The organism is Cupriavidus sp. 22TCCZM01-5, assembly GCF_057798915.1.
Window position 1 is genome coordinate 158,719 of sequence record NZ_JBYOJR010000001.1, and the last position, 26,670, is coordinate 185,388.

Annotated in this window: 27 protein-coding genes and 1 pseudogene; 19 read left to right on the top strand and 9 right to left on the bottom strand. The window is 64.5% G+C overall.

Translation table 11 applies throughout. From position 1 onward, the window contains the following. Positions 1-90 precede the first annotated feature (90 nt). The 4 genes and pseudogenes from AC3FNH_RS00815 to AC3FNH_RS00830 all read right to left on the bottom strand — a co-directional run bounded on the left by AC3FNH_RS00815 (position 91) and on the right by AC3FNH_RS00830 (position 4,140). On the bottom strand, positions 91-732 hold the full coding sequence (locus AC3FNH_RS00815) for a YagK/YfjJ domain-containing protein (RefSeq protein WP_488718755.1): 642 nt from the start codon (positions 730-732) through the stop codon (positions 91-93). Positions 733-1,321: 589 nt separating this feature from the next. After that, positions 1,322-3,055 carry a recombinase family protein gene (locus AC3FNH_RS00820; protein ID WP_488718756.1) on the bottom strand — a complete coding sequence of 578 codons (1,734 nt, stop codon included), beginning with the start codon at positions 3,053-3,055 and terminating at the stop codon, positions 1,322-1,324. Beyond that, positions 3,021-3,758 (bottom strand): annotated as a pseudogene (locus AC3FNH_RS00825) (magnesium chelatase domain-containing protein); the annotation flags it as partial. The gene AC3FNH_RS00820 and the pseudogene AC3FNH_RS00825, both read right to left, overlap by 35 nt. 103 nt (positions 3,759-3,861) lie before the next feature. Next, positions 3,862-4,140 (bottom strand): accessory factor UbiK family protein, encoded by a 279-nt coding sequence (locus AC3FNH_RS00830; protein ID WP_276099313.1) that lies wholly within the window; start codon positions 4,138-4,140, stop codon positions 3,862-3,864. A 380-nt stretch (positions 4,141-4,520) separates the two neighbouring features. On the opposite strand from AC3FNH_RS00830, the gene AC3FNH_RS00835 reads away from it, so the two are divergent. The 11 genes from AC3FNH_RS00835 (at position 4,521) to mnmH (ending at position 15,109) form a co-directional block, all read left to right on the top strand. Beyond that, a complete protein-coding gene (locus AC3FNH_RS00835) occupies positions 4,521-5,324 on the top strand; it encodes a TorF family putative porin (RefSeq protein WP_276099314.1) in 804 nt (267 codons plus the stop codon). 50 nt (positions 5,325-5,374) lie between these two features. Beyond that, a complete protein-coding gene (locus tag AC3FNH_RS00840) occupies positions 5,375-5,713 on the top strand; it encodes a P-II family nitrogen regulator (protein WP_276099315.1) in 339 nt (112 codons plus the stop codon). Positions 5,714-5,739: 26 nt separating this feature from the next. Further along, positions 5,740-7,290 (top strand): ammonium transporter, encoded by a 1,551-nt coding sequence (locus AC3FNH_RS00845; RefSeq protein WP_276099316.1) that lies wholly within the window; start codon positions 5,740-5,742, stop codon positions 7,288-7,290. 471 nt (positions 7,291-7,761) lie between these two features. After that, entirely contained in the window at positions 7,762-9,057 is a 1,296-nt protein-coding gene (gshA, locus tag AC3FNH_RS00850) for a glutamate--cysteine ligase (protein WP_276099317.1), read from the top strand. A gap of 9 nt (positions 9,058-9,066) precedes the next feature. Continuing rightward, a complete protein-coding gene (gene gshB / locus AC3FNH_RS00855; RefSeq protein ID WP_488718757.1) occupies positions 9,067-10,020 on the top strand; it encodes a glutathione synthase in 954 nt (317 codons plus the stop codon). 126 nt (positions 10,021-10,146) lie between these two features. Next, entirely contained in the window at positions 10,147-10,602 is a 456-nt protein-coding gene (locus AC3FNH_RS00860; protein ID WP_276099319.1) for a PTS sugar transporter subunit IIA, read from the top strand. Further along, positions 10,571-10,840, top strand: a complete 270-nt coding sequence (locus AC3FNH_RS00865) for an HPr family phosphocarrier protein (protein WP_211958745.1) — start codon at positions 10,571-10,573, stop codon at positions 10,838-10,840. Before AC3FNH_RS00860 ends, AC3FNH_RS00865 begins: the two co-directional genes overlap by 32 nt. A gap of 49 nt (positions 10,841-10,889) precedes the next feature. After that, the gene (gene ptsP, locus AC3FNH_RS00870; RefSeq protein WP_276099320.1) at positions 10,890-12,650 is read left to right on the top strand and encodes a phosphoenolpyruvate--protein phosphotransferase; all 1,761 of its coding nucleotides are present in this window, start codon (positions 10,890-10,892) and stop codon (positions 12,648-12,650) included. A gap of 124 nt (positions 12,651-12,774) precedes the next feature. After that, positions 12,775-13,167, top strand: a complete 393-nt coding sequence (locus AC3FNH_RS00875) for a (2Fe-2S)-binding protein (protein ID WP_488718758.1) — start codon at positions 12,775-12,777, stop codon at positions 13,165-13,167. A gap of 125 nt (positions 13,168-13,292) precedes the next feature. Further along, the gene (bfr, locus tag AC3FNH_RS00880) at positions 13,293-13,772 is read left to right on the top strand and encodes a bacterioferritin (protein ID WP_010814835.1); all 480 of its coding nucleotides are present in this window, start codon (positions 13,293-13,295) and stop codon (positions 13,770-13,772) included. 236 nt (positions 13,773-14,008) lie between these two features. Then, complete coding sequence (gene mnmH, locus AC3FNH_RS00885) at positions 14,009-15,109, top strand: tRNA 2-selenouridine(34) synthase MnmH (protein ID WP_488718759.1); 1,101 nt, start codon at positions 14,009-14,011, stop codon at positions 15,107-15,109. Here mnmH and AC3FNH_RS00890 read toward each other — a convergent pair. The 3 genes from AC3FNH_RS00890 to gpmA form a co-directional block, all read right to left on the bottom strand. After that, entirely contained in the window at positions 15,106-15,855 is a 750-nt protein-coding gene (locus tag AC3FNH_RS00890) for a HesA/MoeB/ThiF family protein (protein ID WP_276099323.1), read from the bottom strand. The genes mnmH and AC3FNH_RS00890 overlap by 4 nt on opposite strands. Before the next feature lie 61 nt (positions 15,856-15,916). Beyond that, a complete protein-coding gene (locus tag AC3FNH_RS00895) occupies positions 15,917-17,515 on the bottom strand; it encodes a S41 family peptidase (RefSeq protein ID WP_276099324.1) in 1,599 nt (532 codons plus the stop codon). A gap of 172 nt (positions 17,516-17,687) precedes the next feature. Beyond that, on the bottom strand, positions 17,688-18,434 hold the full coding sequence (gene gpmA, locus AC3FNH_RS00900; RefSeq protein ID WP_276099325.1) for a 2,3-diphosphoglycerate-dependent phosphoglycerate mutase: 747 nt from the start codon (positions 18,432-18,434) through the stop codon (positions 17,688-17,690). A gap of 176 nt (positions 18,435-18,610) precedes the next feature. Here gpmA and AC3FNH_RS00905 point away from each other — a divergent pair, with 176 nt between their 5' ends. From AC3FNH_RS00905 to AC3FNH_RS00925, 5 genes are all read left to right on the top strand, one after another. Then, positions 18,611-19,024 (top strand): rhodanese-like domain-containing protein, encoded by a 414-nt coding sequence (locus AC3FNH_RS00905; RefSeq protein ID WP_276099326.1) that lies wholly within the window; start codon positions 18,611-18,613, stop codon positions 19,022-19,024. 92 nt (positions 19,025-19,116) lie between these two features. After that, entirely contained in the window at positions 19,117-19,374 is a 258-nt protein-coding gene (gene grxC, locus AC3FNH_RS00910; RefSeq protein ID WP_276099327.1) for a glutaredoxin 3, read from the top strand. Positions 19,375-19,525: 151 nt separating this feature from the next. Continuing rightward, on the top strand, positions 19,526-20,044 hold the full coding sequence (gene secB, locus AC3FNH_RS00915; RefSeq protein WP_488718760.1) for a protein-export chaperone SecB: 519 nt from the start codon (positions 19,526-19,528) through the stop codon (positions 20,042-20,044). 110 nt (positions 20,045-20,154) lie between these two features. Beyond that, positions 20,155-21,171 carry an NAD(P)H-dependent glycerol-3-phosphate dehydrogenase gene (locus AC3FNH_RS00920; RefSeq protein ID WP_488718761.1) on the top strand — a complete coding sequence of 339 codons (1,017 nt, stop codon included), beginning with the start codon at positions 20,155-20,157 and terminating at the stop codon, positions 21,169-21,171. A gap of 42 nt (positions 21,172-21,213) precedes the next feature. After that, positions 21,214-22,188 carry a Bug family tripartite tricarboxylate transporter substrate binding protein gene (locus AC3FNH_RS00925; protein ID WP_488718762.1) on the top strand — a complete coding sequence of 325 codons (975 nt, stop codon included), beginning with the start codon at positions 21,214-21,216 and terminating at the stop codon, positions 22,186-22,188. 9 nt (positions 22,189-22,197) lie between these two features. On the opposite strand, the gene trmL is transcribed toward AC3FNH_RS00925, so the two are convergent. Together trmL and AC3FNH_RS00935 are read right to left on the bottom strand one after the other, a co-directional pair. Then, positions 22,198-22,668, bottom strand: coding sequence for a tRNA (uridine(34)/cytosine(34)/5-carboxymethylaminomethyluridine(34)-2'-O)-methyltransferase TrmL (gene trmL, locus AC3FNH_RS00930; protein ID WP_488718763.1), 471 nt, complete (start codon positions 22,666-22,668; stop codon positions 22,198-22,200). A gap of 90 nt (positions 22,669-22,758) precedes the next feature. Then, complete coding sequence (locus tag AC3FNH_RS00935; protein WP_488718764.1) at positions 22,759-23,448, bottom strand: ComFC family protein; 690 nt, start codon at positions 23,446-23,448, stop codon at positions 22,759-22,761. A 123-nt stretch (positions 23,449-23,571) separates the two neighbouring features. Here AC3FNH_RS00935 and AC3FNH_RS00940 point away from each other — a divergent pair, with 123 nt between their 5' ends. The 3 genes from AC3FNH_RS00940 to coxB all read left to right on the top strand — a co-directional run bounded on the left by AC3FNH_RS00940 (position 23,572) and on the right by coxB (position 26,645). Next, positions 23,572-24,519, top strand: coding sequence for a methyltransferase domain-containing protein (locus AC3FNH_RS00940; protein WP_488718765.1), 948 nt, complete (start codon positions 23,572-23,574; stop codon positions 24,517-24,519). Between the two features lie 292 nt (positions 24,520-24,811). Continuing rightward, positions 24,812-25,321, top strand: a complete 510-nt coding sequence (locus AC3FNH_RS00945; RefSeq protein WP_488718908.1) for a DUF2244 domain-containing protein — start codon at positions 24,812-24,814, stop codon at positions 25,319-25,321. Positions 25,322-25,379: 58 nt separating this feature from the next. Then, positions 25,380-26,645: a cytochrome c oxidase subunit II gene (gene coxB, locus AC3FNH_RS00950; RefSeq protein WP_488718766.1), complete on the top strand. Its 1,266-nt coding sequence runs from the start codon at positions 25,380-25,382 to the stop codon at positions 26,643-26,645. Positions 26,646-26,670 lie beyond the last annotated feature (25 nt).

The following is a 26,670-nucleotide window of genomic DNA, read 5'->3' on the forward strand; positions in this document are numbered from 1 at the left end:
TCGCGGCCCTGAGGTGGGGGAGGCAGGGTTTATTTGGGATAGGCTTGTTTTTGTGAGCCCGCCTATCCCAGCATTGGTTCTTGCGCGATATTAGTAGTGCGCAGTGATCGCCCCGTCGTCCTGTCTGTCTGAGAAGTACACCGTTCCACTCTCAGGCTTGGAGCGGGCTTTGTAGATGTAACTCATCCACTCAACAGCATTGTCGAATTTTTCTTGGTTCGACTGGTTGAACTGGATGAATGGCAGGCCACCTTGGCTCTTTGGTACGTTCACGCTGTAGTCGAGGTGACTGCATTCGCTCCAAGTGTGCCGGACTGCTTTGCGTAGTGCGGATTCGCCTTCCATCTTCCCGGATTCATCCCGACCGGTGATGAATGGCCCTGTCTGCTTGTCTGTGCCTAGGACGATCATCACGTGGAAGTGCAAGCCTTTGGACTCGTCGTGCTCCAGCGCTGCCTTGTAGTGGTACTTGACCCCTTCAGCCTTCAATACCCTACAGAATCGGGTCATTACCAGTTCGTAGATATATAGATACGCCCCGGTGAAGCAGATGTGAAATAGTCTCGGGTTTCTGAAGTTGCGAGCACATTGCTCCAGCATCTCCACCCCCTTCTTGAACTCTTCTTGCTTATGAAGACCACCGTGGGGAAGGGTGACATCGGTGTACCACTTCCTACCTTGCTTCTTCGGTGTGTACTTTACAAATTGTTTTTCTACTACTTGAACTCCCATAGGTTTCGTTGACTCCTTGTTGTTGATTGATGATCCATTAACTTGTTCCCATACCGATATCTCTCTGTACTTCCACTAAGCCAAATACCTTTACTTACATAAGACGCAACTTTGCGCAGACGTGCAAACACGGCTGAAAACCCTGCGGAGCAAGGCTCAGAAGCGAATTGTGGGATGTAACGATTGGGGGGTGCTACGAGAGCACTTGGGACGCCCCAAACCCAGTAAAACAAAGGGTTTGTGGTTGCAATCTGATGCTTATTGCCGCTCCGTTGTAACTTTGGGAGTTAGGCTGATTGCATCACAAAGAGTGCCACGATCGATGTTGTTGGGTCAAGACCTTTTTACTTTCGTTGTAAATAGGCCACATAAGCCGTTCTAGGGCGATTATTTTTAGTGCATGTATCGGTACGGCTCCCATGAGCGGGAAACGCGCTGTAGGCCCCGTTAAATCGATTCTATGAGCATTTCTGTACTCGGAAGTGGTTTCGCTGCGAATCGCATGTCCGTGCTTGGCAAATACGGTATTTCTCTATCGAGAACTATTGAGACCTCAGAAATCGATGCTAGGGCCATAGCGCCTTTTCCGTCAGTATTCACCGGGTTGTAGTTCCTGGCCCTCGGCTGGTAGATCATCGTACCGAGCTTGGTCAGCGTCTTCCTCTATGGCGTATGCACTGCCGCCTGCCTGAGCGGGAGGGATGAAATGGACAGTGCTAATGGCCTTCAGAGCTTTCAGGGCTGCAACGTGGGGCTGGTCGTCTGGAGACGGGCGTTTCCAAGGGTTCAGTTCTAGGTAGCCTGCCCTTTCGTCCACGTACGCAACTCCAAAGCGGAGTCGGTCATCCTGACTGACCATGAGGCGCGCACGGGCGGCGAACACCTTCACATTCAGCCGCTTTAGAAGCCCGTTGGCCTTGTTGCGACCCGGCTTACTCTCCAAGTCAAGGCGCCGCATGAAGGTGTCGAAGCCTATAGCGTCCTCTGCGGCCAACTCGCCTTGCACATGCTCACGCTGCTTCTCTAGCTCGGCGATAGCGTCCTCCGCTTCCACGATCATCTTATAAAGGGTATCGGTGCGGCGTGCTTTGAACATTGGTGCGTAGTCCGCCAAAAGCTTTCGGTGCTCCGCTATACGTCCGTCCACTTCTGCCAAGTCGTGCGCCAGCTTGCCGCCCGAATCTTTCACCAGCGCCATGGAATCGAGGCGGGCCAGGATCAAGGGCAATAGCTGCTCAGAATGGTCGAGACGAAGGAGGGGGGCGGTGCAGGTGCCTTTGCGCTTGTTGGCGCAGCTAAGGTACTTGTGGCCTTTCGGCGGCTTGCCCTTGTCGGTCATGTGCAGGGCAGCGCCACAGAAGGCGCATCGCACGATCCCCTGCCATACATTGAAATTGCCGGATTGCTTGGTAGCCTTTGCTGTCCTTCGTGCCTCTATGGCCCCGCGTGCGGCGTAGAAGGTCTTTGAAGACACAATCTCCGGGAAGTAATTCTCCACTGCATCGCCTTTAGGCTCTAGCTTGCCGTCGCCACCATTGCGGGACTTCGGCTGATACAAGCCAAAGACAGCCTTGCTGGTCAGCACTTTGTCTACGCTACTGCCGCCCCAAGTGCCAGAGAACTTCCCCAAGCCTGCCTTGAAGGACTTGACGCCTTCGGCATTGAGGATCGCAGCAATACGGGCTTTGCCGTGGCCAGCTAGGGCAAGATCGAATATGCGCTGTACCGTCGCGGCGCGGTCTGGAATGATGTGGTATTGCCCATCCTTGTAGCAAAGCCACGATGGAAGGGTCTTGGCGACGGCAATGCCGTCTCTGGCCTTCTCCTGCTTGGCTTTCCACGCCTTCGCAACACGATCAGACTTCGTGCGGCTTTCCTCATGAGCGCGGGACATCATTACAACGCTAATGATGATGTCCAATTCGTTGGTCGAATCGTGCTCGAAGACCTTTGGCGGGTCTGTCAGCGTAACGATATTGATGCCAGCGTTCAGCAGCGCAAGGAAGCGGGTCAGGGCAATCCGTACTTGTTCCCGGCTGAGTCGGTCGAGACTTTCAACCAAGAGGTAGGAGTCTCGTTCAATTCTGCCCTCCTCTACCATGCGCAGGAAGCGAGCAAGTTGGCCCTTCTCGCTAACGTGGTCGCCCGAATAGGCTGAACGTCCTTCGTCAAAGAAGGAATACTCCGCCTCAGTGGCAAGCCGTAGACCGTGCTCGGCACAATAGTCCTTACAGGCATCCAACTGGCGTTGCTTGGAGTGCCCTGCCGCCTGCCGTGGCGAGCTAAAGCGGATGTAACTGTAGGCTTTGGGTTTGGGTTTCATTTGGGGGATTCTGCCACACCAGCAGGGCCGAGTGCTGGCCGGCGGCAGCCACCTCCAGGGCCCGCCGGGCCTGCGCCTGGCCGCGCACGTCGCGCAGGTCCGGGCCGGGTTCCGGCACCCGGGCGAGCATGGCCGGCACGGCGCGGGCAAGGCGCTTGTCGTGCGGCGGCGCGAAATGGCTGCAAACCTCTCGCAGCGTGGCGGCGCCATGGACGGCCAGGTTTTCGATCAGTGCCGCCTCGGCGCCATTGCCAGCCGCTACCAGGAACGCGCGCGGCGGGCTGCCGGATGCCTGGCGCGCAGCGTTTTCGCGTGCCAGGCGCATGGCCATGGCCAGCGCGCCGCGTACCGGCCGCAGGTCGCCCGACAGTGACAGCTCGGCGGCGAATTCATATTGATCGAACTCTGCCGACGGGATCTGCCCGCTTGCGGCAAGGATGCCCAGGGCGATAGCCAGGTCGAAGCGCCCAGACTCCTTTGGCAGGTCCGCCGGCGCGAGATTGACGGTGATCCGGCGGTTGGGGAACTCGAAGCCGCTGTTGAGGATGGCGGCGCGCACGCGCTCGCGGCTTTCGCGCACGCCGGTGTCGGCCAGGCCGACGATGGTGAAGACCGGCAGGCCATTGGCCAGGTGGGTTTCGACACGCACCGGCGGCGCTTCGATGCCGGTGAGCGCGCGGCTGTGCAGGACGGCAAGGCTCATGTCTCGATAACCGTTGTGACACGGTTGTGATGGAAGCGTTAACGAAAAAGGCCGCCGTGAAACGGCGGCCTTTCGGCAAAGGGGCGGGCCTGGGGCCGGGGCGTCATGCGCCCCCGGTGCTGTCCACCGCGCCGGGGCCGGGCGGAATGCCGGCGCGGCGCTCAAGCTCGGCCACGCGTTCTTCCAGTTCTTCGAGGCGCGCGCGCGTGCGTGCCAGCACCTGCGACTGCACATCGAATTCCTCGCGCGTGACCAGGTCCAGCCGGGCGAAGCCCTGGGTCATCATGCTGCGCACGTTCTTTTCGATGTCCCTTGCAGGCGAGTTGCGCAGTGCCTCGCTGACCTTGTTCTGCAGGTCGTTGAAGAGATCGGTCGGTTTCATGGTTTCTCCTTCGCGCACCTTGGTGGTGCCAATCCTGGGAACAACCTGCCGCATACCTCGCTTTCGCACAGGAATTGGGCGCCCTGATTGCGGGCGATCCGGTCCGCCGACGTGCTGGCAGGTCATCTTCAGGCTTCGATTATCGCCCTTCAGGCACGTGCATGAAAGCTCCTCCGCGCAGCCGTTCACACCTTTTGATGTCGATCCGGCTTTGCTGCAAGGCAGATTCAAGCCGGTTTTTGATCACCCTTCGCCCTGCGGGCATTCCTGATGTCCAAATTCCGCAAAGCTGGCACGGCTGTTGCAGTAGTGAGTTCGCCCGCATCACCGAAACCCTAATAAACGAAATCCGAGCCAAAAAGGAAAAGGAGAAGGAATCCATGAAGAAGTTGGCCCTTGCAGTCAGCGCGGTCGTTCTCTGTAGCTCCGCTGCCACCGCATTCGCCCAAAGCGCCGCCGACGCGCCAGCGGCAGCGCCAGCCCCGGCTGCCGCTGCCGCCGAGCCCGCGTCGCCGCATACGTTCACGGCGAACGTCGCGCTGGTGTCGGACTACCGCTATCGCGGTCTCAGCCAGTCCAACCGCCGTCCGGCCATCCAGGGCGGCTTCGACTATGCGCACGAGAGCGGCTTCTACATCGGCAACTGGAACTCCAGCATCAGCTGGATCTCGGACGCCGACAAGTCGGTGTCGGCACCGATCGAGATGGACTTCTACGGCGGCTTCAAGAACACCTTCAAGGCCAGCGACCTCGAGTTCAACTATGACGTCGGCGTGCTGCAGTACTTCTATCCGGGCGGCTACAGCCAGCCGCGTCCTTATACCACCGAGCTCTACGCCGGCATCGGCTACGGCCCGGTATTCCTGAAGTACTCGCAGGCGCTCACCAACCTGTTCGGCATTGCCAACAGCCAGTACAGCAGCTACATCGACCTGAGCTTCAATTACCCGCTGAATGTGTGGGACCTGACGCTGAATGCGCATGTCGGTTACCAGAACGTCCAGCACATCAGCGCGGCCTCTTACCTGGACTGGAAGCTTGGCCTGACCAAGGACCTGGGCAAGGGCTTCTCGGTGGCAGTGGCCTATATCGGCACCAACGCGAAGGACTCGTTCTACACCAACAGCTATAACCACAACGTCGGCAACAACACGGGGTGGGTGTCCCTTTCCAAGACTTTCTAATTGAGCTTCAGTCAGGGCACGCCGCGGCGGCGTGCCCACAGGAGAAATCGATGAAACTGATCATCGCAGTCATCAAGCCTTTCAAGCTGGACGAGGTGCGCGAAGCACTGTCTGACGTCGGCGTGTCGGGCATCACCGTGACCGAAGTCAAGGGCTTCGGCCGCCAGAAGGGCCACACCGAGCTGTACCGCGGCGCCGAGTACATCGTCGACTTCCTGCCCAAGGTGAAGATCGAGGTGGCAGTGCCCGACGACGTGGTCGACCGCGCCATCGAGGCCGTCGAAAAGTCGGCCCGCACCGGGAAGATCGGCGACGGCAAGATCTTCGTGGCGCCGATCGAGCAGGTCATCCGCATCCGCACCGGCGAGACCGGCAGCGATGCCCTGTGACAGTACAACGACAAGAGGCTAGACAAATGAAAACCTGGTTCAAGCGAATCCTGACGGCGGGCGCGATGGCGCTGGCCATCGGCACGGCCGGTGTTGGCCTGTCCACTCATGCCGTCGCGCAGGACAAGCCCGCGGCCGAGGCTTCCGCGCCGGCCGCTGCCGCCGCGCCAGCGGCGGCGCCTGCAGCCGCCGCCGCTCCCGCTGCCGCTCCCGCCGCCGCTGCCGCGGCTGCCCCGGCCGAAGCGGCTGCCGCGCCGGCCGCGCCCGTGCCCAACAAGGGCGACACCGCCTGGCTGCTGGTCAGCACGGCCTTCGTGATCCTGATGACGCTGCCGGGCCTGGCACTGTTCTACGGCGGCCTGGTGCGCTCCAAGAACATGCTGTCGGTGCTGATGCAGTGCCTGGTGATCTTCTCGCTGGTCGCGCTGCTATGGGCCGTCTATGGCTACAGCTTCGCCTTCACCGAGGGCAATGCCTTCTTCGGCGGCACCGACCGGCTGTTCATGAAGGGGCTCACGGTCGACGCCGTGGCGGCCACCTTCAGCAAGGGCGTGGCCGTGCCGGAGCTGGCCTACTTCGCCTTCCAGTGCGCCTTTGCCTGCATCACCTGTGGCCTGATCATCGGTGCCTTTGCCGAGCGCGCCAAGTTCTCGGCCGTGCTGGTGTTCGTGGCGCTGTGGTTCACCTTCTCTTACATCCCGATTTCCCACATGGTCTGGTTCTGGCCGGGTCCGGACTCGTTCACCGACGCCGCAGCGGGTACGGCCGCAACGGCCAAGTCCGGCTGGCTGTTCCAGAAGGGCGCGCTCGACTTCGCCGGCGGCACCGTGGTGCACATCAACGCCGCCGTGGCTGGCCTGGTGGGTGCCTTCATGTTCGGTAAGCGCATCGGCTTCGGCCGCGAGGCGATCCGTCCGCACAGCCTGACCTTCACCATGGTCGGTGCCTCGCTGCTGTGGTTCGGCTGGTTCGGCTTCAACGCCGGCTCGGCGCTGGAAGCCAACGGCTCGGCCGCGCTGGCCTTCGTCAACACGCTGCTGGCCACCTGCGCCGCGGTGCTGGCGTGGACCTTCGGCGAGTGGATCGGCAAGGGCAAGCCCTCGATGCTAGGTGGTGCCTCGGGTGCTGTGGCAGGCCTGGTGGCCATCACCCCGGCAGCCGGCTTCGTCGGCCCGATGGGTTCGATCGCAATCGGCCTGCTGGCTGGCCTGCTGTGCCTGTGGGGCGTGACCGGCCTGAAGCGCATGCTGGGCATGGACGACTCGCTCGACGTGTTCGGCGTGCACGGCGTTGGCGGCATCCTGGGTGCGCTGCTGACCGGCGTATTCGCCGCGCCGAGCCTCGGCGGCACCGGCATCTACGACTACGTGGCCAACAAGGTGGCGGACGACTACTCGATCGCCGGCCAGGTCTGGATCCAGTTCCAGGGCGTGCTGACCACCATCGTGTGGTCTGGCGTGGTGGCCTTCGTGGCCTACAAGCTGGTGGACATGCTGATCGGCCTGCGGGTGCCGGAAGAAGAAGAGCGCGAGGGCCTGGATATCACCTCGCACGGTGAAACCGCTTATGAGGTCTGATCGCAAAGGTGTTGTGCTGGAGAGCTGATTGGGAATCGACTCTCAGGAGTATTGCCCGGCCATGTGCCGGGCTTTTTTGTCTGGGGCAGGGCGATAGCCCAGCCGTCGCCACAACCGCTGCCATCGGCGAGAAAAAGACAACAACGCCTCCAGGGTTTTCGCCGGCTGCTTAAATCCGATCTTAAAAAGCTTCAGTTGTATTTGAGGGGTAGCGCACATACATTGCCATTGAGGCAGTTTCCTCCACCTGCAGAAACGCTCCCCGTATCTGTCAGGCCATTTGAAAGCGCGGCAATGCCGCGCTTCTTTTTTATGGTGCCGCCAGGGTTTACATCTGCGCTGGCGCCCTCATATCCACATCCCTTATGCTGCGTCGGGCATATCCTTATAAAGGGCATGCCAGCAGCCAATTGGCCGTTCCTCTACAATCTGGGCGAACGATTAAGACGATCAATAGATCACAGGATGGATATGGTCCCGCATCTCATCACCGCGCTGAACGGTCCGCTGCTCGAACTGGAGAAGAAAATCCTGGACGCCACGCCGTCCATCGAGCGCTGGTTCAGGCTGGAATGGCAGGAACATACGCCTCCGTTCTACTGCTCGGTCGACCTGCGCAATGCCGGTTTCAAGCTGGCGCCGGTCGACACCAACCTGTTCCCGGGCGGGTTCAACAACCTGGCGCCGGAAATGCTGCCGCTGGCGGTCCAGGCGGCGATGGCCGCGATCGAGAAGATCTGCCCGGATGCCAAGAACCTCCTGCTGATCCCCGAGCGTCATACCCGCAACATGTTCTACCTGCAGAACGTGGCGCGGCTGTCGCTGATCATGCGCCAGGCGGGCCTCAATGTGCGGCTCGGGTCGCTGTCGGAAGAGATCACGGAGCCGACGCCGATCGAACTGCCGGACGGGCAGACCCTGGTCGTCGAGCCGCTGGCGCGCCTGGGCACCAAGGGCCGACGGCTCGGGCTGAAGGATTTCGATCCCTGTTCGATCCTGCTGAACAACGACCTGTCGGCCGGCATTCCGCCGATCCTCGAGAACATCAACGAACAGTACCTGCTGCCGCCGCTGCATGCGGGCTGGTCGACGCGCCGCAAGACCAGCCACTTCGCCGCCTATGACGAGGTGGCGAAGAAGTTCGCCAAGCTGATCGATATCGACCAGTGGATGGTCAACCCGTACTTCGCGCGCTGTTCGGGCGTGAATTTCCACGAGCGCATCGGCGAGGAAGAACTGGCTGACTCGGTGGAGGCCGTGCTCAAGAAGGTGGCCAAGAAGTATCGCGAATACGGCATCAAGGAAACGCCGTACGTGGTGGTCAAGGCCGATGCGGGCACATATGGCATGGGCATCATGACCGTGCGCGACCCGTCCGAGGTCAAGGGCCTGAACCGCAAGGAACGCAACAAGATGAGCGTCGTGAAGGAAGGCCTTGAGGTCAGCGACGTCATCATCCAGGAAGGCGTGCATACCTTCGAGAAGGTCAACGAGGCGGTCGCCGAGCCGGTGGTTTACATGATCGACCGCTACGTGGTCGGCGGCTTCTACCGCGTGCATACCGGCCGCGGCAACGACGAGAACCTGAATGCGCCGGGCATGCATTTCGTGCCGCTGGCGTTCGCGCCCAACGGCATCCCGGACAGCCACGCCAAGCCGGGCGCGGCGGTGCCGAACCGCTTCTACATGTACGGCGTGGTGGCGCGGCTGGCGCTGCTGGCGGCCTCGGTCGAACTTGAAAAGACCGATCCGAACCCGATTCTCTGACGAGCCAACATGCGCATCCTCTTCATCACCGATCCGCTGGAGACCTTCAAGACCTACAAGGACTCCACCTACGCCATGATGACCGAGGCCGCCGCGCGCGGCCACCAGCTGTTCTGGTGCCTGCAGTCGCAGCTGTCGCTGTTCGGCGACCAGGTCGAGACGGTGGCGACGCCGCTGCAGCTCACCGGCGACAGCCATGACTGGTTCCGCGAGGGCACGCCGGCGCTCACGTCGCTGAAGGACTTCGACGCGGTGCTGATGCGCAAGGACCCGCCGTTCGACATGGAGTACGTCACCAGCACCTGGCTGCTGGAACTGGCCGAGTCCCAGGGCGCGCGCGTGTTCAACAAGCCGCGCGCGATCCGCGACCATTCCGAGAAGCTTGCCATCGGCCAGTTCCCGAAATTCATCACGCCGACGCTGGTGACGCGCGATATCGCGCGCATCCGCGACTTCCATGCCGAGCACCGCGACATCATCGTCAAGCCGCTGGACGGCATGGGCGGCATGGGCGTGTTCCGGGTTGGCGAGGACGGCATGAACCTCGGTGCCATTGTCGAAACGCTTGGCGAGGACGGCCGCCGCACGCTGATGGTGCAGCGCTATATTCCGGCGATCAAGGACGGCGACAAGCGCATCCTGCTGATCGGCGGCAAGCCCGTGCCGTACTCGCTGGCGCGTGTGCCGATGGCCGGCGAAGTGCGCGGCAACCTGGCAGCCGGCGGTACTGGCCGCGCACAGGAACTGAGCGTGCGCGACCGCGAGATTGCCGAAGCGCTGGCGCCGGGGCTGTGGGAGCAGGGCTTGCTGCTGGTGGGCCTCGATGTGATCGGCGACTACCTTACGGAAGTCAATGTGACGAGTCCGACCTGTTTCCAGGAGATCACCCAGCAGACCGGATTCCATGTGGCCGCAATGTTCATCGACGCGCTCGAACGTGCCGTGGGGGCGCCTGGCGCCTGATCGGCGGAAACCTGCCACGACGTAACGGCGAAGAAGCGTCCGAAAGCCGGCAGGAAGCGGTCAGGAGCCCGAAAAAACCGGGGAGTGCGCCTGCTACAATCGGGCCAGTCCAACGGATTCACCATCATGGCAGGAATTCTGATCATCGCGCATACCCCCCTGGCTTCGGCCTTGCGCGATTGCGCCACCCACGTCTACTGTGGCCAGCCGCAGCGGCTGGAGGCCATCGACGTCCTTCCCGACGCGGATCCTGCCGCCGTCCTTGCCGAAGCCAGGCAACGGCTCAATGCCGTCTGCGAAGACAACGGCGCGCTGGTGCTGACCGACATCTTCGGCGCCACGCCCGCAAATATCGCCGCCAAGCTGGCCGAACCCGGCCGCGTCAGGGTGCTGGCTGGCGTCAACCTGCCGATGCTGGTGCGCGCCATCTGCTATCGCGGGGAAAAGCTCGATCAGCTCGTGGCCAAGGCACTTGCCGGTGGTTCGCAGGGCGTGCTGCAGGTGGGCACTACAACCGTACAAAATCAAACAGCCAACCATCCCGACCGATATGCTGCAGAGGGACACCACCATCATCAATAAGCTCGGGCTGCACGCCCGCGCTTCCGCGAAGCTGACGCAACTGGCAGGCAGCTTCGCCAGCCAGGTCAAGATGTCCCGCAACGGGCGCCAGGTCGATGCCAAGAGCATCATGGGCGTGATGATGCTTGCGGCGGGAATTGGCTCCACGGTGACCATCGAGACCGACGGGCCGGACGAGCAGGAGGCGATGGACGCGCTGCTGGCGCTGATCGCCAACCGCTTTGGCGAGGGCGAGTGAGGTCCGCCGCGCCACATTGCTTTCCTGAACGTTCCTGACGGAGCGGCACATGTCATTTGCCCTGCACGGCATCCCGGTCTCCCGCGGCGTCGCTATCGGCCGCGCCCATCTGCTCGCGCCCGCGGCGCTGGACGTTTCGCACTACCTGGTCGATGAAGACCGGCTCGACGACGAGGTGGAGCGCCTGCGCTCGGCCCGCGCCGCGGTACGGGCCGAGCTGGCGGCGCTAAAGCGCGACCTGCCGCGCGAAGCACCCGAGGAGATGGGGGCCTTCCTGGACGTGCACGCGATGATCCTCGATGATGAGGCCCTGTCGCGCGAGCCGGAAGCGCTGATCCGCGGACGCCGCTATAACGCGGAGTGGGCGCTGACGACGCGGCTCGAAGAGCTGATGCGCCAGTTCGACGAGATCGAGGACGAGTACCTGCGCGAGCGCAAGGCCGACATCCAGCAAGTCGTGGAGCGGATCCTCAAGGTGCTGGCCGGCGCGCCGGTGCTGGCGCCCGCGCCCGTCCCGGCCCTGGCCGCCGATGGCGAGCCGGCACCGGGCGTGATCGTGGTGGCCCACGACATCGCGCCGGCCGACATGCTGCAATTCCGCCATACCGTCTTCCACGGCTTTGTGACCGATCTTGGCGGCCGCACCTCGCACACGGCGATTGTCGCGCGCAGCCTGGACATCCCGGCCGCGGTCGGCGTGCAGAGCGCCAGCGAGCTGATCCGGCAAGACGACTGGATCATCATCGACGGCGACGCCGGGCTGGTGATCGTCGATCCGTCGGCGATCATTCTCGAGGAATACCGCCACCGCCAGAGCGAACGCGCGCTGGAAAAGAAGCGCCTGCAGCGCCTGCGGCACACGCCGGCGGTCACGCTGGACGGCCAGGAGATTGACCTGCTGGCCAATATCGAGATGGCCGAGGACGCTGGCGCCGCGCTGGCAGCCGGCGCCGTGGGCGTTGGCCTGTTCCGCTCGGAATTCCTGTTCATGAACCGGCGCGGCGAGCTGCCCGGGGAGGAAGAGCAGTTCACCGCCTACCGCGCGGCCGTGGAGGCCATGCATGGCCTGCCGGTGACCATCCGCACGATCGATATCGGCGCCGACAAGCCGCTGGACGGGCGTGGCGACGACTTCGAGACCGCGCTGAACCCGGCACTCGGGCTGCGTGCGATCCGCTGGTCGCTGTCCGAGCCGGGCATGTTCCTGACGCAACTGCGCGCGTTGCTGCGTGCGTCGGCCTTTGGGCCGGTGCGCTTGCTGGTGCCGATGCTGTCGCATGCGCGCGAGATCGACCAGACGATGGAACTGATCGCGCAGGCCAAGCGCCAGCTTGACGAGCGTGGCGTGCCCTACGATCCTGGCCTGAAGGTCGGCGCCATGATCGAAATCCCGGCTGCGGTGCTGCTGCTGCCGCTGTTCCTGCGGCGCATGGACTTCCTGTCGATCGGCACCAATGACCTGACGCAATACACACTCGCCATCGACCGCGCCGACAACGCCGTGGCGCATCTGTTTGATCCCCTGCACCCCGCCGTGCTTCAGCTGATTGCCCGCACCATTCGCGAAGCCAACCATGTTGGCGTGCCGGTGGCTGTATGCGGCGAAATGGCGGGCGACCCCGGCATGACTCGCCTGCTGCTGGGCATGGGCCTGCGTGAATTCTCGATGCATCCGGCCCAGTTGCTGCGAGTCAAGCAGGAAGTTCTGCACGCCGATTGCACGCGGCTCGAGCCGATCGTCGACCAGGTGCTCAACGCCTATGAGCCCGAGGAGCAGGCAGCCGCGCTGCGGCTGCTCGCTAAGCCCTAGAATTTGAAGGGTTTTTCTGTCGATTTGCCGCACAATCATCACTTTTTCGGCATGCTTGTGCGGCAAAGCCATCTTTTGTTGCTTCGGCAGGTGACGCAAATCCCACCTCCGCGAATGTGGCTTAATGGGAATTGTTATCATTTTCGATCTTTGGTATTCTGACGTTCATTCGAGCGGCATGCCGGTGCCGCCAGCCCCCAAGGAGGGAGTTGTGTACGTCTGCATCTGCAACCAGATCACCGATCGTGAAATCCACGGTGCCGTTCAGCTTGGCGTCGAGACCCTCGACGAACTGGCCGAGACACTGGGCGTCGGGACCTGCTGCGGCCGGTGCCGCGAGTGCGCCCACCAGGTGTTGCAGGAAGGCGTGGCAGCCGCGCGCAATGCGGCTGCGGCCACGATCGCGGGCATCCAGGTTGTGGAGATTTCTACCTGTTCCGTGTCCACCACATGTACCATAATGGACACTCGGGACCCGGCAGTCGCGAACGACCGGCGTCAGGCGCTGGTGGCTTGACCGCGCACATGAACTGAGCACAGTTCACGGCGCGTTTTCGTGCCTTCGCATTTTCATTCGACTGCAAGCGGCGCCTCTGGCGCCGTTCGTGTTTTTGCGCGGGCCCGATGCAACCGGAGCCACCCATGAAAGGTGACAAGAAGGTCATCCAGCATCTGAATGCCCAGCTCAAGAACGAGCTCACCGCGATCAACCAGTATTTCCTGCACGCCCGCATGTACCGCCACTGGGGCCTCAAGAAGCTCGGCGACGTGGAGTACAAGGAATCGATCGGCGAAATGAAGCACGCCGACCGGCTGATCGAACGCATCCTGATGCTCGACGGCCTGCCCAACCTGCAGGACCTGCACAAGCTGCTGCTCGGTGAAGACACACCGGAAATGCTCAAGTGCGACCTGAAGCTGGAGCAGACTGCGCACGCCACCGTCAAGGAAGGCATTGCCTACTGCGAATCCGTCGGCGATTACGTCAGCCGCGAGATCCTGGTTGATATCCTCACCGACACCGAGGAGCATATCGAATACCTGGAGACGCAGCTGGACCTGATCGACAAGGTCGGCCTGCAGAACTACCTGCAGTCGCAGATGGAGCCGGGCGAGCAATAAGCCGCCGCTTCCTGCCGGGCTGCCCGCCGCGGGTGGCCGGCACCCCGCGTGGCGCATCCGGGCGCCGCCGATTTGCCTGTTCGCCTGCAGTAACCCTTCTCATTCCAATTCCTTTCTTCATCCAGACCGCCGTACAGGAGCCATGACCATGGCCGAATCCATCCGCCTGACGCAGTACAGCCACGGGGCCGGCTGTGGCTGCGAGATTTCCCCCAACGTGCTCGTGAGGTCGCCTGATGCGTGAGGATACTGGCGACTTCCGGCGGCTGTTCCTGAGCGGCGCACCGATGATGGATGTGCGCGCGCCACTGGAGTTCGCGCGCGGCGCCTTCCCGGGCACGGTCAACCTGCCGCTGATGGACGACGAGGAGCGGCACCAGGTCGGCCTCTGCTATGCCCAGAAGGGGCAGGAGGCGGCGATCGAGTTGGGTCACGATATCGTGTCGGGCGAGCTCAAGGCCGCGCGCATCGCCGCATGGGCCGCCTTTGCCCGTGCGCACCCGGATGGCTACCTGTACTGTTTTCGTGGCGGGCTGCGCTCGCAGATAGTGCAGCGGTGGCTGCGCGACGAGGCAGGCATCGACTATCCGCGCGTGACGGGCGGCTACAAGGCCATGCGCAGCTTCCTGATCGACGTGACCGAACAGGCCGCGGCCACGCCGGAGATCTTCGTGCTGGGCGGCATGACCGGCACCGGCAAGACCGACGTGATTGCCGACGTACCGGCTGCGGTCGACCTGGAAGGGCTGGCCCGTCACCGCGGTTCCGCATTCGGCCGCCGCGCGCTCGCGCAGCCGCCTCAGATCGATTTCGAGAATGCGCTGGCCATCGACCTGCTGCGGCGGGCCGACGCCGGCTACCGCGCGTTGGTGGTCGAGGATGAGGGCCGCTTTATCGGCGGCCGTGACGTCCCCAAGGCGCTGTGGCAGCGCATGCAGGCCAGCCCGCTGGTGTGGCTGGAAGCGCCATTCGAGGAACGCGTCGAGCGCGCGTTGCGCGATTACGTGCTGGGTCTGGCTGCCGAGCATATCGACCAGCTTGGTCCGGTCGCGGGGTTCGAGGCCTATGCGGCGCGTCTGCGCGAGGCGATGGCGGCAATCGCTCCGCGACTAGGCGGCGAGCGCTACGCGCGGCTGGCGGCGCTGCTCGAACAAGCGCTGGCGAGCCAGTCGGAACATGGCGATACCGGCCTGCACCGCGGCTGGATCGAAGTGCTGCTGCGCGACTACTATGACCCGATGTATGCCTACCAGCAGCAGAGCCGCGCATCGCGCATCGTGTTCCGCGGCGACCGTGCCGCGGTGACTGGGTGGCTGCGCGAGCGCTCCGCGCGCTAGTGTCCCGAGCAGACCGGGCAGTCCGGCGTGCGCGCGAGCTGCATCGTGGTCCACTCCATCGACATCGCATTGACCATCAGCAGCCGGCCGGCCAGGCTCTGGCCCACGCCGCTGAGCAGCTTGAGCGCTTCGGCCGCCTGCACGGTGCCGACCATGCCCACCAGCGGCGCGAACACGCCCATGGTGGCGCAGGCCACTTCGGGGGCCGGCTCTGACGGCGGGAACAGGCACGCGTAGCACGGCGCGTCGTCCTGGCGCCGGTCGAAGACGCTGATCTGGCCGTCAAAGCGCAGCGCCGCGCCGGACACCAGCGGCACGCGGTGCCGCACGCAGGCGCGGTTGACGGCCTGGCGCGTGGCAAAGTTGTCGCAGCAGTCGAGCACCACGTCGGCCTGCGCCACGAGCTGGTCCAGCTCCGCATCGCCGACGCGGGCGGCGATGACTTCCACTTGCACGCCGGGGTTGATGCGCAGCATCCCTTCGCGTGCCGACTCCACCTTCAGGCGGCCGACGTTTTCCGTGGTGTGGATGATCTGGCGCTGGAGGTTGGTCAGGTCCACATGGTCGTTGTCGACCACGCTGATCCGCCCGACGCCCGCCGACGCCAGGTAGGGTAGGGCCGCGGCGCCCAGGCCGCCGGCGCCGATCACCAGCGCACGGGCGCCGAGCAGGCGTTCCTGGCCTTCAATGCCGAGTTCATCGAGCAGGATATGGCGCGAGTAGCGCAGCAGTTGATCGTCGTTCATGGCGTAGGGGCGTCCAATGTAAAAAGCGGCCCCGCAGGGCCGCTTCAGGTCGAGGTGCCGCTCAGGGCGCCTTGCCGGTCGGTGTGCCCAGCGGCTCGCCGATCGGCGCGCTGGCTGGCGGCTGCTTGCCGGGGGCCGGCGCGGCGGGCTTGGCCGCCGGGGCGCTGGCGCCTTTCTTCGCCGGCGCGGCCTTGGCCGGCTTGTCGGCGGGCGGGTTGGTTTCGAGCTTCGACTTGGAACGCTTGACCGGCTGGCCGTCGAGCTGGGCGATGGCCTGCTGCAGCATGAAGTCGTCGGCCGAGCCGAATTCGATCGGCTTCTTGCGGCGTTCCTTTTCGCGCTCTTCCGGCGTCTTCTTCGCGTTTTCCTCTTCCAGGCGGCGCAGTTCGTCGACGCGGCGCTGTTCGCGCTCGTTCATTTCCGGCTCTTCCGATTCCTGCTTGTTGTGCAGGTGGCGCTCGGTGTCGATCTCGCGGGTGATTAGTGCGTCGTCCGGATCGCCTTCCGGATTCTGGTCGACCGGGATGTCCGGGCGGATGCCCTTGGCCTGGATCGACTTGCCCGTCGGCGTGTAGTAGTACGCGATGGTCAGCTTGATGCCGGTGTCATTGGTCAGCGGCCGCACCGTCTGCACCGAGCCCTTGCCGAACGTGGTCTTGCCCATGATCAGCGCGCGGTGATGATCCTGCAGCGCGCCGGCCACGATCTCGGACGCCGACGCCGAGTAGGCGTTGGTCAGCACGACCATCGGGACCTTCTTGTACAGCGCCGGCACTTCCTTGAGCGGATCGTCCTCGAGCGACGACAGGCGGTAGTTGTTGAACGTCGCCTTGTACACGCGCTTGGCGTCGGGCACCTGGCCGTTGGTGGAAACCACGGTCGAGTCTTCCGGCAGGAACGCGGCCGCCACGCCGACCGCGCCTTGCAGCACACCGCCGCCGTTGTTGCGCAGGTCCAGGATGATGCCCTTGAGGCCCGGGTTCTTCTGAGCCATCTCGTTCAGCCTGCGGCCCAGGTCCGATACCGTGCGCTCCTGGAAGCTGGTCAGGCGCACCCAGCCGATGGTGTTGTTGTCCAGCATCTTGGTCTTCACGGACTGGACGCGGATCTCGGCGCGGGTGATGGAAATCGGGAAGGTCCGCTCCTCGCTCTTGCGATAGATGGTCAGCGTGACCTTGGTGCCCGGCTCGCCGCGCATGCGCTTGACCGCCTGCTCCAGCGGCAGGCCGCGCACGGGCTTGTCGTCGATGCGGGTGATCAGGTCGCCGGGCTGGATGCCGGCGCGGAACGCGGGCGTGTCCTCGATCGGGTTGATGACCTTGACCAGGCCTTCTTCCTGCGAGATCTCGATGCCCAGGCCGGCGAAGCGGCCGCGCGTGCCTTCCTGCAGTTCCTTGAAGTCCTTCTCGTCCAGGTAGGCCGAGTGCGGGTCGAGGCTGGCAACCATGCCCTTGATGGCTTCGGTCAGCAGCTTCTTGTCATCGACCGGCTCCACATATTCGCGCTTGATTTGCCCGAAGATGTCGGCCATCAGCCGCAACTGGTCGAGCGGCAACGGACCAGATGAATTCTGCGCGGTTGCCGAAATCTGCAGCGTGGCCAGCACGCCGGCAACAAGTCCGACCGAGACGAGGCTGATGTTCTTGAGCGTCTTACGCATGAGGGCTGCCTGAACGTGTACGTAGAGGGATTATGCCGGCTGCGGCCGCCACGCGTGGGGGCGCGGGGCGGTTTGTCCGACAGTATAAGTGGGTGTGGAGAAAAAGGCCTGTCACGTACCGGCGGAGGGTGGGCGGCCGCACCATGGCCGGTGCTTGCCGCCCTGACGGCTTTCAGCGGGCCTTGCCCTGGCTGGCCACGGCCGCGAGCGAGGCGGCGATGGCTTCCTGGTCGCCCAGGTAGTAGTGGCGCAGGGGGCGCAGGTTGGCGTCCAGCTCATAGACGAGCGGGGTGCCGTTGGGGATGTTGAGGCCGACGATATCGTCATCCGAAATCTGATCCAGGTACTTCACGAGAGCGCGAATACTGTTGCCATGAGCGGCAATGACCACGCGCTTGCCCGATTGGATGTCGGGAGCAATGGATTCGTTCCACAGCGGCAGCACGCGGGCCACGGTGTCCTTCAGACATTCGGTGAGCGGGATTTGTTCGCGCGGCACGTTGGCGTAGCGCGGATCGTCGTAAGAGGCACGCGGATCGGTCGGTTCAAGTGCCGGCGGCGGGGTATCGTAGCTGCGGCGCCACACCAGCACCTGCTCGTCGCCGAACTTGGCGGCGGTTTCCGCCTTGTTCAGGCCGGCCAGCGCGCCGTAGTGGCGCTCGTTCAGGCGCCACTCGTTGCGTACCGGAATCCACATCTGATCCATCTCGTCCTGCACGTGCCACAGCGTGCGGATCGCGCGCTTGAGCACCGAGGTGTAGGCCATGTCGAAGGCGAAGCCGGCTTCCTTGAGCAGCTTGCCGGCCTGGCGCGCCTGGGCGGCACCCGTGTCGGTCAGGTCGACGTCGACCCAGCCGGTGAAGCGGTTTTCGAGGTTCCACGTCGATTCGCCGTGGCGGATGAGGACAAGCTTGTACATGCTGCTGCTTCCAGAGAGTAGGTAACCTGCGTGCGCCGGCGCCGCCGCTTCAGTGCCCCATGTGCCAGCAAGGCGACAAAGGAGGCGACAATGGCCGTCATCGACTGGCGGCGGAGGCCCGGACGCCAAACCGCGTATTTTATAATGCCGCCGACCCAACCCAACGGAATGCCAACGTGAATTTCTTCGCCGACTATAACAACCTCGCCCTGATCGCCCTTGCCGTGGTCTCGGGCGGACTGCTGGCCTGGCCCACGATTGCCCGCGGCACCGGCGGAAAAGCCGTCAATACGGCCGCCGCGACCCAGCTGATCAACAAGCGCGGCGCCGTGGTGGTCGACATTCGCGATGCCGCCGAGTATGCCAAGGGTCACCTGCCGCAGGCCAAGAGCGCCCCGCTGGCCGATCTGGCCTCGCGCGCGGCCGGCCTTGCAAAGGACAAGGCCGTCCCCATCATCGTGGTATCCCAGACCGGCCAGGGCCTCGGCAAGGCTCAGGCAGCGCTCAAGGAAGCCGGGTACAGTGAGACCTATGCGCTCGAAGGCGGCATCGCCGCCTGGCAGCAGGCCGGGCTCCCGGTCGTCAAGTAAGCCGCGCCAGCCTGGCCGGCTTGTCCGCTACATCGCGCCGGATCCCGCTTGCCGCGGGGCTGGCGGCATTTGAGTATCGAAGGAGATTCAGCATGGCCCGAGTCGTCATGTACAGCACGGTGGTGTGCCCTTACTGCCAGATGGCCGAGCGACTGCTCAAGGCCAAGGGCGTGGAGTCGATCGAGAAAATCCTGATCGACCGCGAGCCCGGCAAGCGCGAGGAAATGATGTCGCGTACCGGCCGCCGTACCGTGCCGCAGATCTATATCGACGACACCCATGTTGGCGGTTTCGACGACCTCTCCGCGCTGGATCGCCAGGGCGGCCTGACGCCACTGCTGGCCGCCTGAGCCAGCGCAATTGACGGCCCCGGCCCGGGTGATATTGGCACCCGGGTCATGTACCATATGCGTTTTCCAACCGGGCGCCGGCTCGTGCCGCAATAGGCCACAACAGGCCACAACAGGCCGCCACGCCCAACGCCCATCCCGGAAGCCTCTCATGAGCGACCAGCAAAACACCCAGCAGGAAGATCAACCGTTCTTCAACATCCAGCGCGTGTACCTCAAGGACATGTCGCTCGAGCAGCCCAACTCGCCGGCCATCTTCCTGGAATCGGAGGCGCCGTCGGTCGAAGTGCAGGTCAACGTGGCCGCTTCGCAGTTGCAGGAAGGCATCTTCGAAGTGGTGGTGACGGGCACCGTGACGACCAAGGTCCAGGAGAAGGTCGCCTTCCTCGTGGAAGCGCACCAGGCCGGCATCTTCGACATCCGCAACGTGCCGGTCGAGCAGCTTGACCCGCTGCTGGGCATTGCCTGCCCGACCATCCTGTATCCGTACCTGCGCGGCAATATCGCCGACGTGATCACGCGTGCCGGCTTCCAGGCCATCCACCTGTCGGAAATCAACTTCCAGGCGCTGTACGAACAGCGCCTGCAGGCTGCCATGGAAGAAGCGCAAGCCGCCGGCAGCGGCAACAGCGGCATCGTGATGCCCGACGGCAGCCAGGCTCGCCACTGATCCGGCAGCGCCGCACTGCCTGACGAAACGGGGCTGCGGCCCCGTTTTGCCTTTCCGGGGCCCGCGCACCGGATTACCATCGATTGCGCCGATCCACCGTTCGAGCCGCCATGAAACTGACCTTTCTCGGTGCGGGTGCCTGGGGCACCGCACTTGCCAGCCATGCAGCCGTCAACCATGACGTGATCCTGTGGGGGCGCGATCCTGCCCAGCTTGCCGCGATCGCGGCAAGCGGCAGCAACGAGGCCTACCTGCCGGGCGTACGGCTGTCCGAGCGCCTGCGCGTGGAAGCCGATTTCGAGAAGGCGGTCGCTCATGCCGCCGACGATCCCGATGGCCTCGTGGTGGTGGCCACGCCGGTATCGGGCCTGCGCGAGATGACCCGCAGGCTTGCCACGCGCGGCGATGGCCATGTGCGCATGCTGTGGCTGTGCAAGGGCTTCGAGGCCGGCACGCACGCGCTGCCGCACCAGATGGTGCGCGAGGAGCTCGATGCCGCAGGCCGTACCAGCGGATTCGACTACGGCGTCCTGACCGGGCCGAGCTTTGCCCGCGAAGTGGCGCTGGGTCTGCCGTGCGCGCTGACGGTGGCCGGCAGCGTGCCGGCGCTGGCCGACTTCGCGCAGACCGCTTTCCACCACCACGCCATGCGCATTTATGGCAGCGACGACCTGACCGGTGTCGAGGTCGGCGGCGCGGTCAAGAACGTGCTGGCGATCGCCACCGGCGCCAGCGATGGCCTGGGTCTGGGGCTCAACGCACGCGCCGCGCTGGTTACGCGCGGCCTGGCTGAAATGACGCGTCTGGGCCTGGCGCTCGGCGGCCGCGTGGAAACCTTCATGGGCCTGGCCGGCGTGGGCGACCTGATCCTGACCGCGACCGGCGACCTGTCGCGCAACCGCAAGGTCGGCCAGCAACTCGCGGCCGGGCAGAGCCTGGAGCAGGTCCTGGCGGGCCTCGGGCACGTCGCCGAAGGCGTGCGGTGCGCGCAGGCCGTGGCGGCGCTGGCGGCGGCCCACAAGGTCGAGATGCCGATCACGCGCGCCGTGTGCGCCGTGCTGTTCGAAGGCCTGGGCGCCGCCGATGCCGTTGAACAGCTCCTGCAGCGCGATGCGCGCGACGAATAGCCGCATTCACCGCATTCCACCGTTCCCCTAACCGGATTCCGCATGACTTCCCGCCGCCACGCGTTGATTGCGCTTGCCTGCGCCTGCGCCGCAGCAGTCTCCCCGGCCTGGGCCGACAACTGGCCGTCGCGGCCGCTGCGCATGGTGGTGCCGTTCCCGGCAGGATCGTCGCCGGACCTGATCGCGCGCATCCTCACGGAAAAGCTCGCAACCACGCTGGGCCAGCCGGTGGTGGTGGAAAACCGGCCCGGTGCCGGCGGCAATATCGGCACGGGCATGGTGGCCAAGGCCGCGCCCGACGGCTACACGCTGCTGTTCACGATCAACGGACCGCTGGTGACGGCGCCATCGCTGTCGCGCAACCTCGGCTACGACCCGTTCCGCCAGCTTGCTCCGGTCACGCTGGTGGCGACATCGCCCAATGTGCTGGTCGTCGATGCCAGGCTCCCCGTGCATAACGTGCGCGAGTTCGTGACGCTGGCGAAATCAAAGGCCGGCGCGCTCAACTATGGCTCGGTCGGCAACGGCAGCGCCGCACACCTGGCCATGGAGCAGCTCAAGGCCATGGCTGGCATCGACCTGCAGCACGTGCCGTATCCGGGCTTTCCGCAGGTCACCACGGCCATGGTCGGCGGGCAGATCCAGGCGGGCTTCATGGTGCCAGCGATTGCAATGCCGCTCGTCAATGCAGGCAAGCTGCGCATCCTGGCGGTGACGACCACCGGCCGCACGGCGGTGCTGCCATCGGTGCCGACCGTCGCCGAATCAGGCTATCCCGGTTTCGAAGCGATTTCGTGGCAGGCAGTGCTGGCGCCGGCGGGCACGCCGCCTGCGATCATCGACCGGCTCTACCGCGAGCTGGTCGCCATCATCGGCAGCGCCGACGTGCGCGAGAAGATGCGTGCGCAGTATTTCGTGCCGGCCGGTACGGCGCCGGCATCGCTGCGACAGACCATGGCGAGCGAGAAGGTGCGCTGGGACAAGGTGATCCGCGCCGCGGGCGTGCAGCCCGAATAACGGTGGCGCTCAGGCGCCGCCGGCAAAGCCGTTCTGGCGCCAGGCTTCGAATACGACCACCGCCACGGTGTTCGACAGGTTCAGGCTGCGGTTATTGGGCCGCATCGGCAGGCGGATGCGCTGCGATGCCGGAAACCACTCGCGCCGTTCGGGTGCGAGTCCGCGGGTCTCGGAGCCGAACACGAACCAGTCGCCGGGCTGGAAGCTGACCTGCGCGAACGGCGTCGAGCCATGCGTGGTGAGCGCGAACATGCGCGACGGGTCGGGCTGCTCGCTGGCCATCAGTGCGTCCCAGCTTTCGTGCACGCGCATGGTGGCGTACTCGTGATAGTCGAGTCCCGCGCGCCGCATGCGGGCATCTTCCAGCGGAAACCCCAGAGGCTTCACCAGGTGCAGTTGCGCACCTGTATTGGCGCACAGGCGGATCACATTGCCGGTATTGGGCGGGATCTCCGGTTCGACCAGGACGACGTGGAACATGGGGGGATTTCCTTGGCAGGGCGGGGCGGCAGGTCCCCGGCATCGAAAACGGTGCGCAGCTTACCGCGCGACTGCGGCGCTGTCATCCGCTCAGGGCGTGCGCAGCGCAACGATCACGCTGACCCGCGCTGCGCCGTGCGCCTTCAGCGTGCGGGCCGCTTCGTCCAGCGTGGCGCCCGTGGTCATCACATCGTCGACCAGGCCAATGTGCAGGCCCGCGAGCGGACGCGCACTGGCCACGCGGAACGCGCCGCGCACGTTCACCTGCCGATGCGGCAGGTCCAGCAGGTGCTGGGTGGCGATGTCGCGCGGGCGCTCAAGCAGCACGGGGTCGCTCGCCACGCCCAGGCGGCGCGCGAGCGGACGTGCGATCTCCCAGGCCTGGTTGAAGCCGCGCTCGGCCAGCCGTTGCGGCGATAGCGGAATCGGCGCGAGCAGGTCCGGCAGTGGCGCGCCGGAGCGGCACTCGCGCCGCATCCGGTCCGCAAGCGCGGCCGCGAGCCAGCTGGCCAGCGGCAGCACCTTGCCGTACTTGAGCGCCAACACCAGCGAATCCTGAGGAAAAGCGTAGTCGCCCAGCGTGATCGCCTGGTCAAAGTCCGGGCGATGCTGGGCACAGGCCGGACACGGCTGGCCGGGCGCACGGCCCATTGCACAGACCGGGCAGCGCGACACCGGGTAGAGCAGGTCGGTGACGCAGTCACGACAGACCACCTCGTCCTGCACGACGCCGCAGAGCGCGCAGGCGCACGGCAACAGCGCTCGCGCCAGCCCGCGCATGTGTCCGGCGGCTTTCGCGGTGCGCGCGTATACTTGCCGTCCAGCCGCCCGCCAAGGCGCGCGGCTGCCCCGCGCGGCGTGTGTTGCCGCGGCTTCCTCGTCTTCCTGTTGCCTGGTTTTCCCGTGTCTCTGCATGCCGCCGACTCTCCTGATGCCTTCCTGCCACCCACGCGGCTGACCCGGCTGGCCTTCGACCGGCGCAGCGCCGCGTTCGGCCAGCTCGACTTCCTGCTCGGCGAGATCGGCCGCCGCATGCAGGAACGCATGGAAGTGGTGCGCCTGTCGCCGCAGCGCGCGCTCGACATCGGCTGCGGGCATGGCCAGGGCCTGGCGGGCCTGCGTGCGCGCTTTCCCGACGCGCAGATCGCCGGCCTCGATATTTCCGGCGCGATGCTCGCCGAAGCAGGCCAGCGCGATCCGCAGCGACGGCCCGGATGGGTTGGCCGCCTGCTCGGCAAGCGGCCATTGTTCGACCTGGTCCAGGGCGATCTTGCCACACTGCCCTTTGCGCCCGGCAGCTTCGACCTGCTGTGGTCCAACCTGGCGCTGCACTGGCATCCGGAGCCGCACCGCGTGTTTCCGGAGTGGCACCGCGTCACGCGCGACGACGGCCTGGTGATGTTCTCGCTGTTCGGTCCCGACACGCTGCGCGAAGTGCGCGCGGCCTTCGCCGAGGTCGACAATGCGATGCATACGTTGCGCTTTGTCGACATGCATGACATTGGCGACATGCTGGTCCACAGCGGCTGGTCCACGCCGGTGATGGACATGGAAACGCTGACCGTGACCTACGAATCGCCAGAAAAGCTGTTAAGCGAGGTACAGGCCTTCGGCGGGCTGCGTGCGCACCCGGACGCGCGCCGGGCCGGCCTGCACGGCCGCCGCTGGCACGAGGCGGTCTGCGAAGCCCTGGCACGCCGTCGCAATGCCGATGGCGTGATCCCGCTGACTTTCGAGATCGTCTACGGCCACGCGTGGAAACTGCCCCCGCGTGGTGCGCAGCAGGTCGATGACCAGGGCCGCGCCGTCGTGCCGCTCGACAAGATCGGCCGTGCCCGTCCGCGGCGTTGAGCGGTTACGACTGAATTGACTTCCGTGTAGGGGCGAGCCGGGCCGATCGCCCGCAAAGCCGCGCCAGCGCTGGCTTTACGGACAATTTCATCGAAAGTTGATAAGCACAAATCCCTACGGCGCGCAAGCGCTTTGGTCAATGTGCGGCCTTGTCCGTGTATGCGAAGCGCCCTATAATGCGCCAGTTTGTCGCAGTGGTCCCCTGGCACAAGAACGTCCTGGAGTTGCACTCGCATGGTGCAATCCGGGCGCAATCGTCCCGGGTGTGCATCCAAATGCAGAGTGGTTGGCGATGCAAGACTTGGGTATCGCATTCCAGACGGCAAGTGGTGACTCCGGCGGAAATCTCGACGGACCTCCTCCCGCGCCCCACGACTGGCTGATGAAGCGGAATTGCTCGCTTTCCCCACGCCAGGTCGGCTGGTTTTACCTCTCGATCTTCACTGTCTCGCTTGCCATCGCGTTGTTTTTCGCGGTGCAAGGGTCCTGGCTCGTGCTGCCGTTTGCCGGCCTGGACCTGCTCGGACTGGGGATTGCTCTGCTTGTGTATGCGCGTCATGCGACGGACTATGAGCGTGTCAGCATCAACGATGACGTGCTGGTCGTGGAGACTGCCAGCGCGCAGCGGTTGACGCGCGAGGAATTCAACCCGCACTGGGTGCGGGTCGAACTGGGGGAATCGTCCAGCGCGCTGGTGACGCTGCGTTCGGGCGGGCGCGTTGTGCAGGTGGGGTGCTATCTGGACCAGCACAAGCGGCGCAAGTTCGCCCAGGAGCTCGCAGCGGCCCTGCGCCGCCTCTGAGAGGTGGCGGGGGCGGAGGCGGGGACAGATTTGAATCTGTAAATTGGGTAGATAACAAATGAAAATGTGGAAGAAGGCATCCGCAGTTTGTCTGGCGAGCGCATCCCTGCTTGCCAGCCAGGCGGCCCTGGCGGTCAGTGACATGCCCGGCGGTCCCGCCGTGCGTCAGCTGAACCTGACTGAGCCCGTCACCAAGATCGCCGAGCAGATTCACTGGCTGAACTGGATGATGCTGATCATCTGCACGGTGATCTTCGTTGCCGTGTTCAGCGTGATGTTCTATTCCGTGTTCACGCACCGCAAGGCCAAGGGTGCCAAGCCCGCCTCCTTCCACGAAAGCATCACGGTCGAAGTGGTCTGGACCATCGTCCCGTTCCTGATCGTGATCGCCATGGCCCTGCCGGCGACGAAGACCGTCGTGGCCATGAAGGACACCACCAATTCCGACGTCACCATCAAGGCCACCGGCTACCAGTGGAAGTGGGGCTACGACTACCTGAAGGGCGAGGGCGAAGGCATCTCCTTCGTGTCGACCCTGACCACCCCGCGCGAGCAGATCAACAACGAAGCGCCGAAGTCCAACACCTACCTGATGGAGGTGGACAACGAGCTGGTGGTGCCCGTCAACAAGAAGGTGCGCATCGTCACCACGGCCAATGACGTGATCCACGCCTGGATGATCCCGGCCTTCGGCGTCAAGCAGGATGCGATCCCCGGCTTCGTGCGCGACACCTGGTTCAAGGCCGAGAAGATCGGCGTGTACCGTGGCCAGTGCGCCGAACTCTGCGGCAAGGAGCACGCCTTCATGCCGATCGTCGTGCGCGTCGTGTCCGACGCCGACTACACCAAGTGGGTCGACGGCAAGAAGAAGGAAATGACCGCCAAGGCCGATGATCCGAACAAGACCTGGACGCTGGACGAAATGAAGGTCCGCGGCGAGAAGGTCTACAGCGCCAACTGCGCGGTCTGCCACCAGCCCAACGGCAAGGGCGGCGGCGCGTTCCCGGCGCTGGACGGTTCCAAGATCGTGAACGGCCCGAAGGCCGGCCAGATGCACATCATGCTGGAAGGCAAGAACGCCATGCCGTCGTGGAAGCAGCTGTCCGATACGGAACTGGCGGCGGCGATGACCTATGTGCGCAACAGCTGGAGCAACAAGACCGGCGAAGTGATCCAGCCCAGCGACTTCGTGAATGCCCGCGCCGGCAAGTTCCCCGAAGGCGGCGGCGCTGCTGGCGGCGAGGCACCGAAGGCGCAAGCGCAGCCCGCCAAGGAACAGGGCAGCAAGCAGGCCAGCATCGCGGGCAACCGCACCGCGGGCTGACCGGCTGAAGACAGGACAGGATTAG

Coding starts and splice junctions, on each gene's coding strand:
- bfr (WP_010814835.1), top strand. CDS start 13,293: ATGAAAGGTGACAAGAAGGTCATCCAGCATCTGAATGCCCAGCTCAAG.
- AC3FNH_RS00925 (WP_488718762.1), top strand. CDS start 21,214: ATGACTTCCCGCCGCCACGCGTTGATTGCGCTTGCCTGCGCCTGCGCC.
- AC3FNH_RS00945 (WP_488718908.1), top strand. CDS start 24,812: ATGCAAGACTTGGGTATCGCATTCCAGACGGCAAGTGGTGACTCCGGC.
- AC3FNH_RS00895 (WP_276099324.1), bottom strand. CDS start 17,515: ATGCGTAAGACGCTCAAGAACATCAGCCTCGTCTCGGTCGGACTTGTT.
- mnmH (WP_488718759.1), top strand. CDS start 14,009: ATGCGTGAGGATACTGGCGACTTCCGGCGGCTGTTCCTGAGCGGCGCA.
- AC3FNH_RS00865 (WP_211958745.1), top strand. CDS start 10,571: ATGCTGCAGAGGGACACCACCATCATCAATAAGCTCGGGCTGCACGCC.
- AC3FNH_RS00830 (WP_276099313.1), bottom strand. CDS start 4,140: ATGAAACCGACCGATCTCTTCAACGACCTGCAGAACAAGGTCAGCGAG.
- AC3FNH_RS00920 (WP_488718761.1), top strand. CDS start 20,155: ATGAAACTGACCTTTCTCGGTGCGGGTGCCTGGGGCACCGCACTTGCC.
- grxC (WP_276099327.1), top strand. CDS start 19,117: ATGGCCCGAGTCGTCATGTACAGCACGGTGGTGTGCCCTTACTGCCAG.
- AC3FNH_RS00845 (WP_276099316.1), top strand. CDS start 5,740: ATGAAAACCTGGTTCAAGCGAATCCTGACGGCGGGCGCGATGGCGCTG.
- ptsP (WP_276099320.1), top strand. CDS start 10,890: ATGTCATTTGCCCTGCACGGCATCCCGGTCTCCCGCGGCGTCGCTATC.
- AC3FNH_RS00820 (WP_488718756.1), bottom strand. CDS start 3,055: ATGAAACCCAAACCCAAAGCCTACAGTTACATCCGCTTTAGCTCGCCA.
- AC3FNH_RS00890 (WP_276099323.1), bottom strand. CDS start 15,855: ATGAACGACGATCAACTGCTGCGCTACTCGCGCCATATCCTGCTCGAT.
- AC3FNH_RS00840 (WP_276099315.1), top strand. CDS start 5,375: ATGAAACTGATCATCGCAGTCATCAAGCCTTTCAAGCTGGACGAGGTG.
- AC3FNH_RS00935 (WP_488718764.1), bottom strand. CDS start 23,448: ATGCGCGGGCTGGCGCGAGCGCTGTTGCCGTGCGCCTGCGCGCTCTGC.
- AC3FNH_RS00815 (WP_488718755.1), bottom strand. CDS start 732: ATGGGAGTTCAAGTAGTAGAAAAACAATTTGTAAAGTACACACCGAAG.
- gpmA (WP_276099325.1), bottom strand. CDS start 18,434: ATGTACAAGCTTGTCCTCATCCGCCACGGCGAATCGACGTGGAACCTC.
- AC3FNH_RS00875 (WP_488718758.1), top strand. CDS start 12,775: ATGGGAATTGTTATCATTTTCGATCTTTGGTATTCTGACGTTCATTCG.
- AC3FNH_RS00860 (WP_276099319.1), top strand. CDS start 10,147: ATGGCAGGAATTCTGATCATCGCGCATACCCCCCTGGCTTCGGCCTTG.
- AC3FNH_RS00835 (WP_276099314.1), top strand. CDS start 4,521: ATGAAGAAGTTGGCCCTTGCAGTCAGCGCGGTCGTTCTCTGTAGCTCC.
- trmL (WP_488718763.1), bottom strand. CDS start 22,668: ATGTTCCACGTCGTCCTGGTCGAACCGGAGATCCCGCCCAATACCGGC.
- gshB (WP_488718757.1), top strand. CDS start 9,067: ATGCGCATCCTCTTCATCACCGATCCGCTGGAGACCTTCAAGACCTAC.
- secB (WP_488718760.1), top strand. CDS start 19,526: ATGAGCGACCAGCAAAACACCCAGCAGGAAGATCAACCGTTCTTCAAC.
- coxB (WP_488718766.1), top strand. CDS start 25,380: ATGAAAATGTGGAAGAAGGCATCCGCAGTTTGTCTGGCGAGCGCATCC.
- gshA (WP_276099317.1), top strand. CDS start 7,762: ATGGTCCCGCATCTCATCACCGCGCTGAACGGTCCGCTGCTCGAACTG.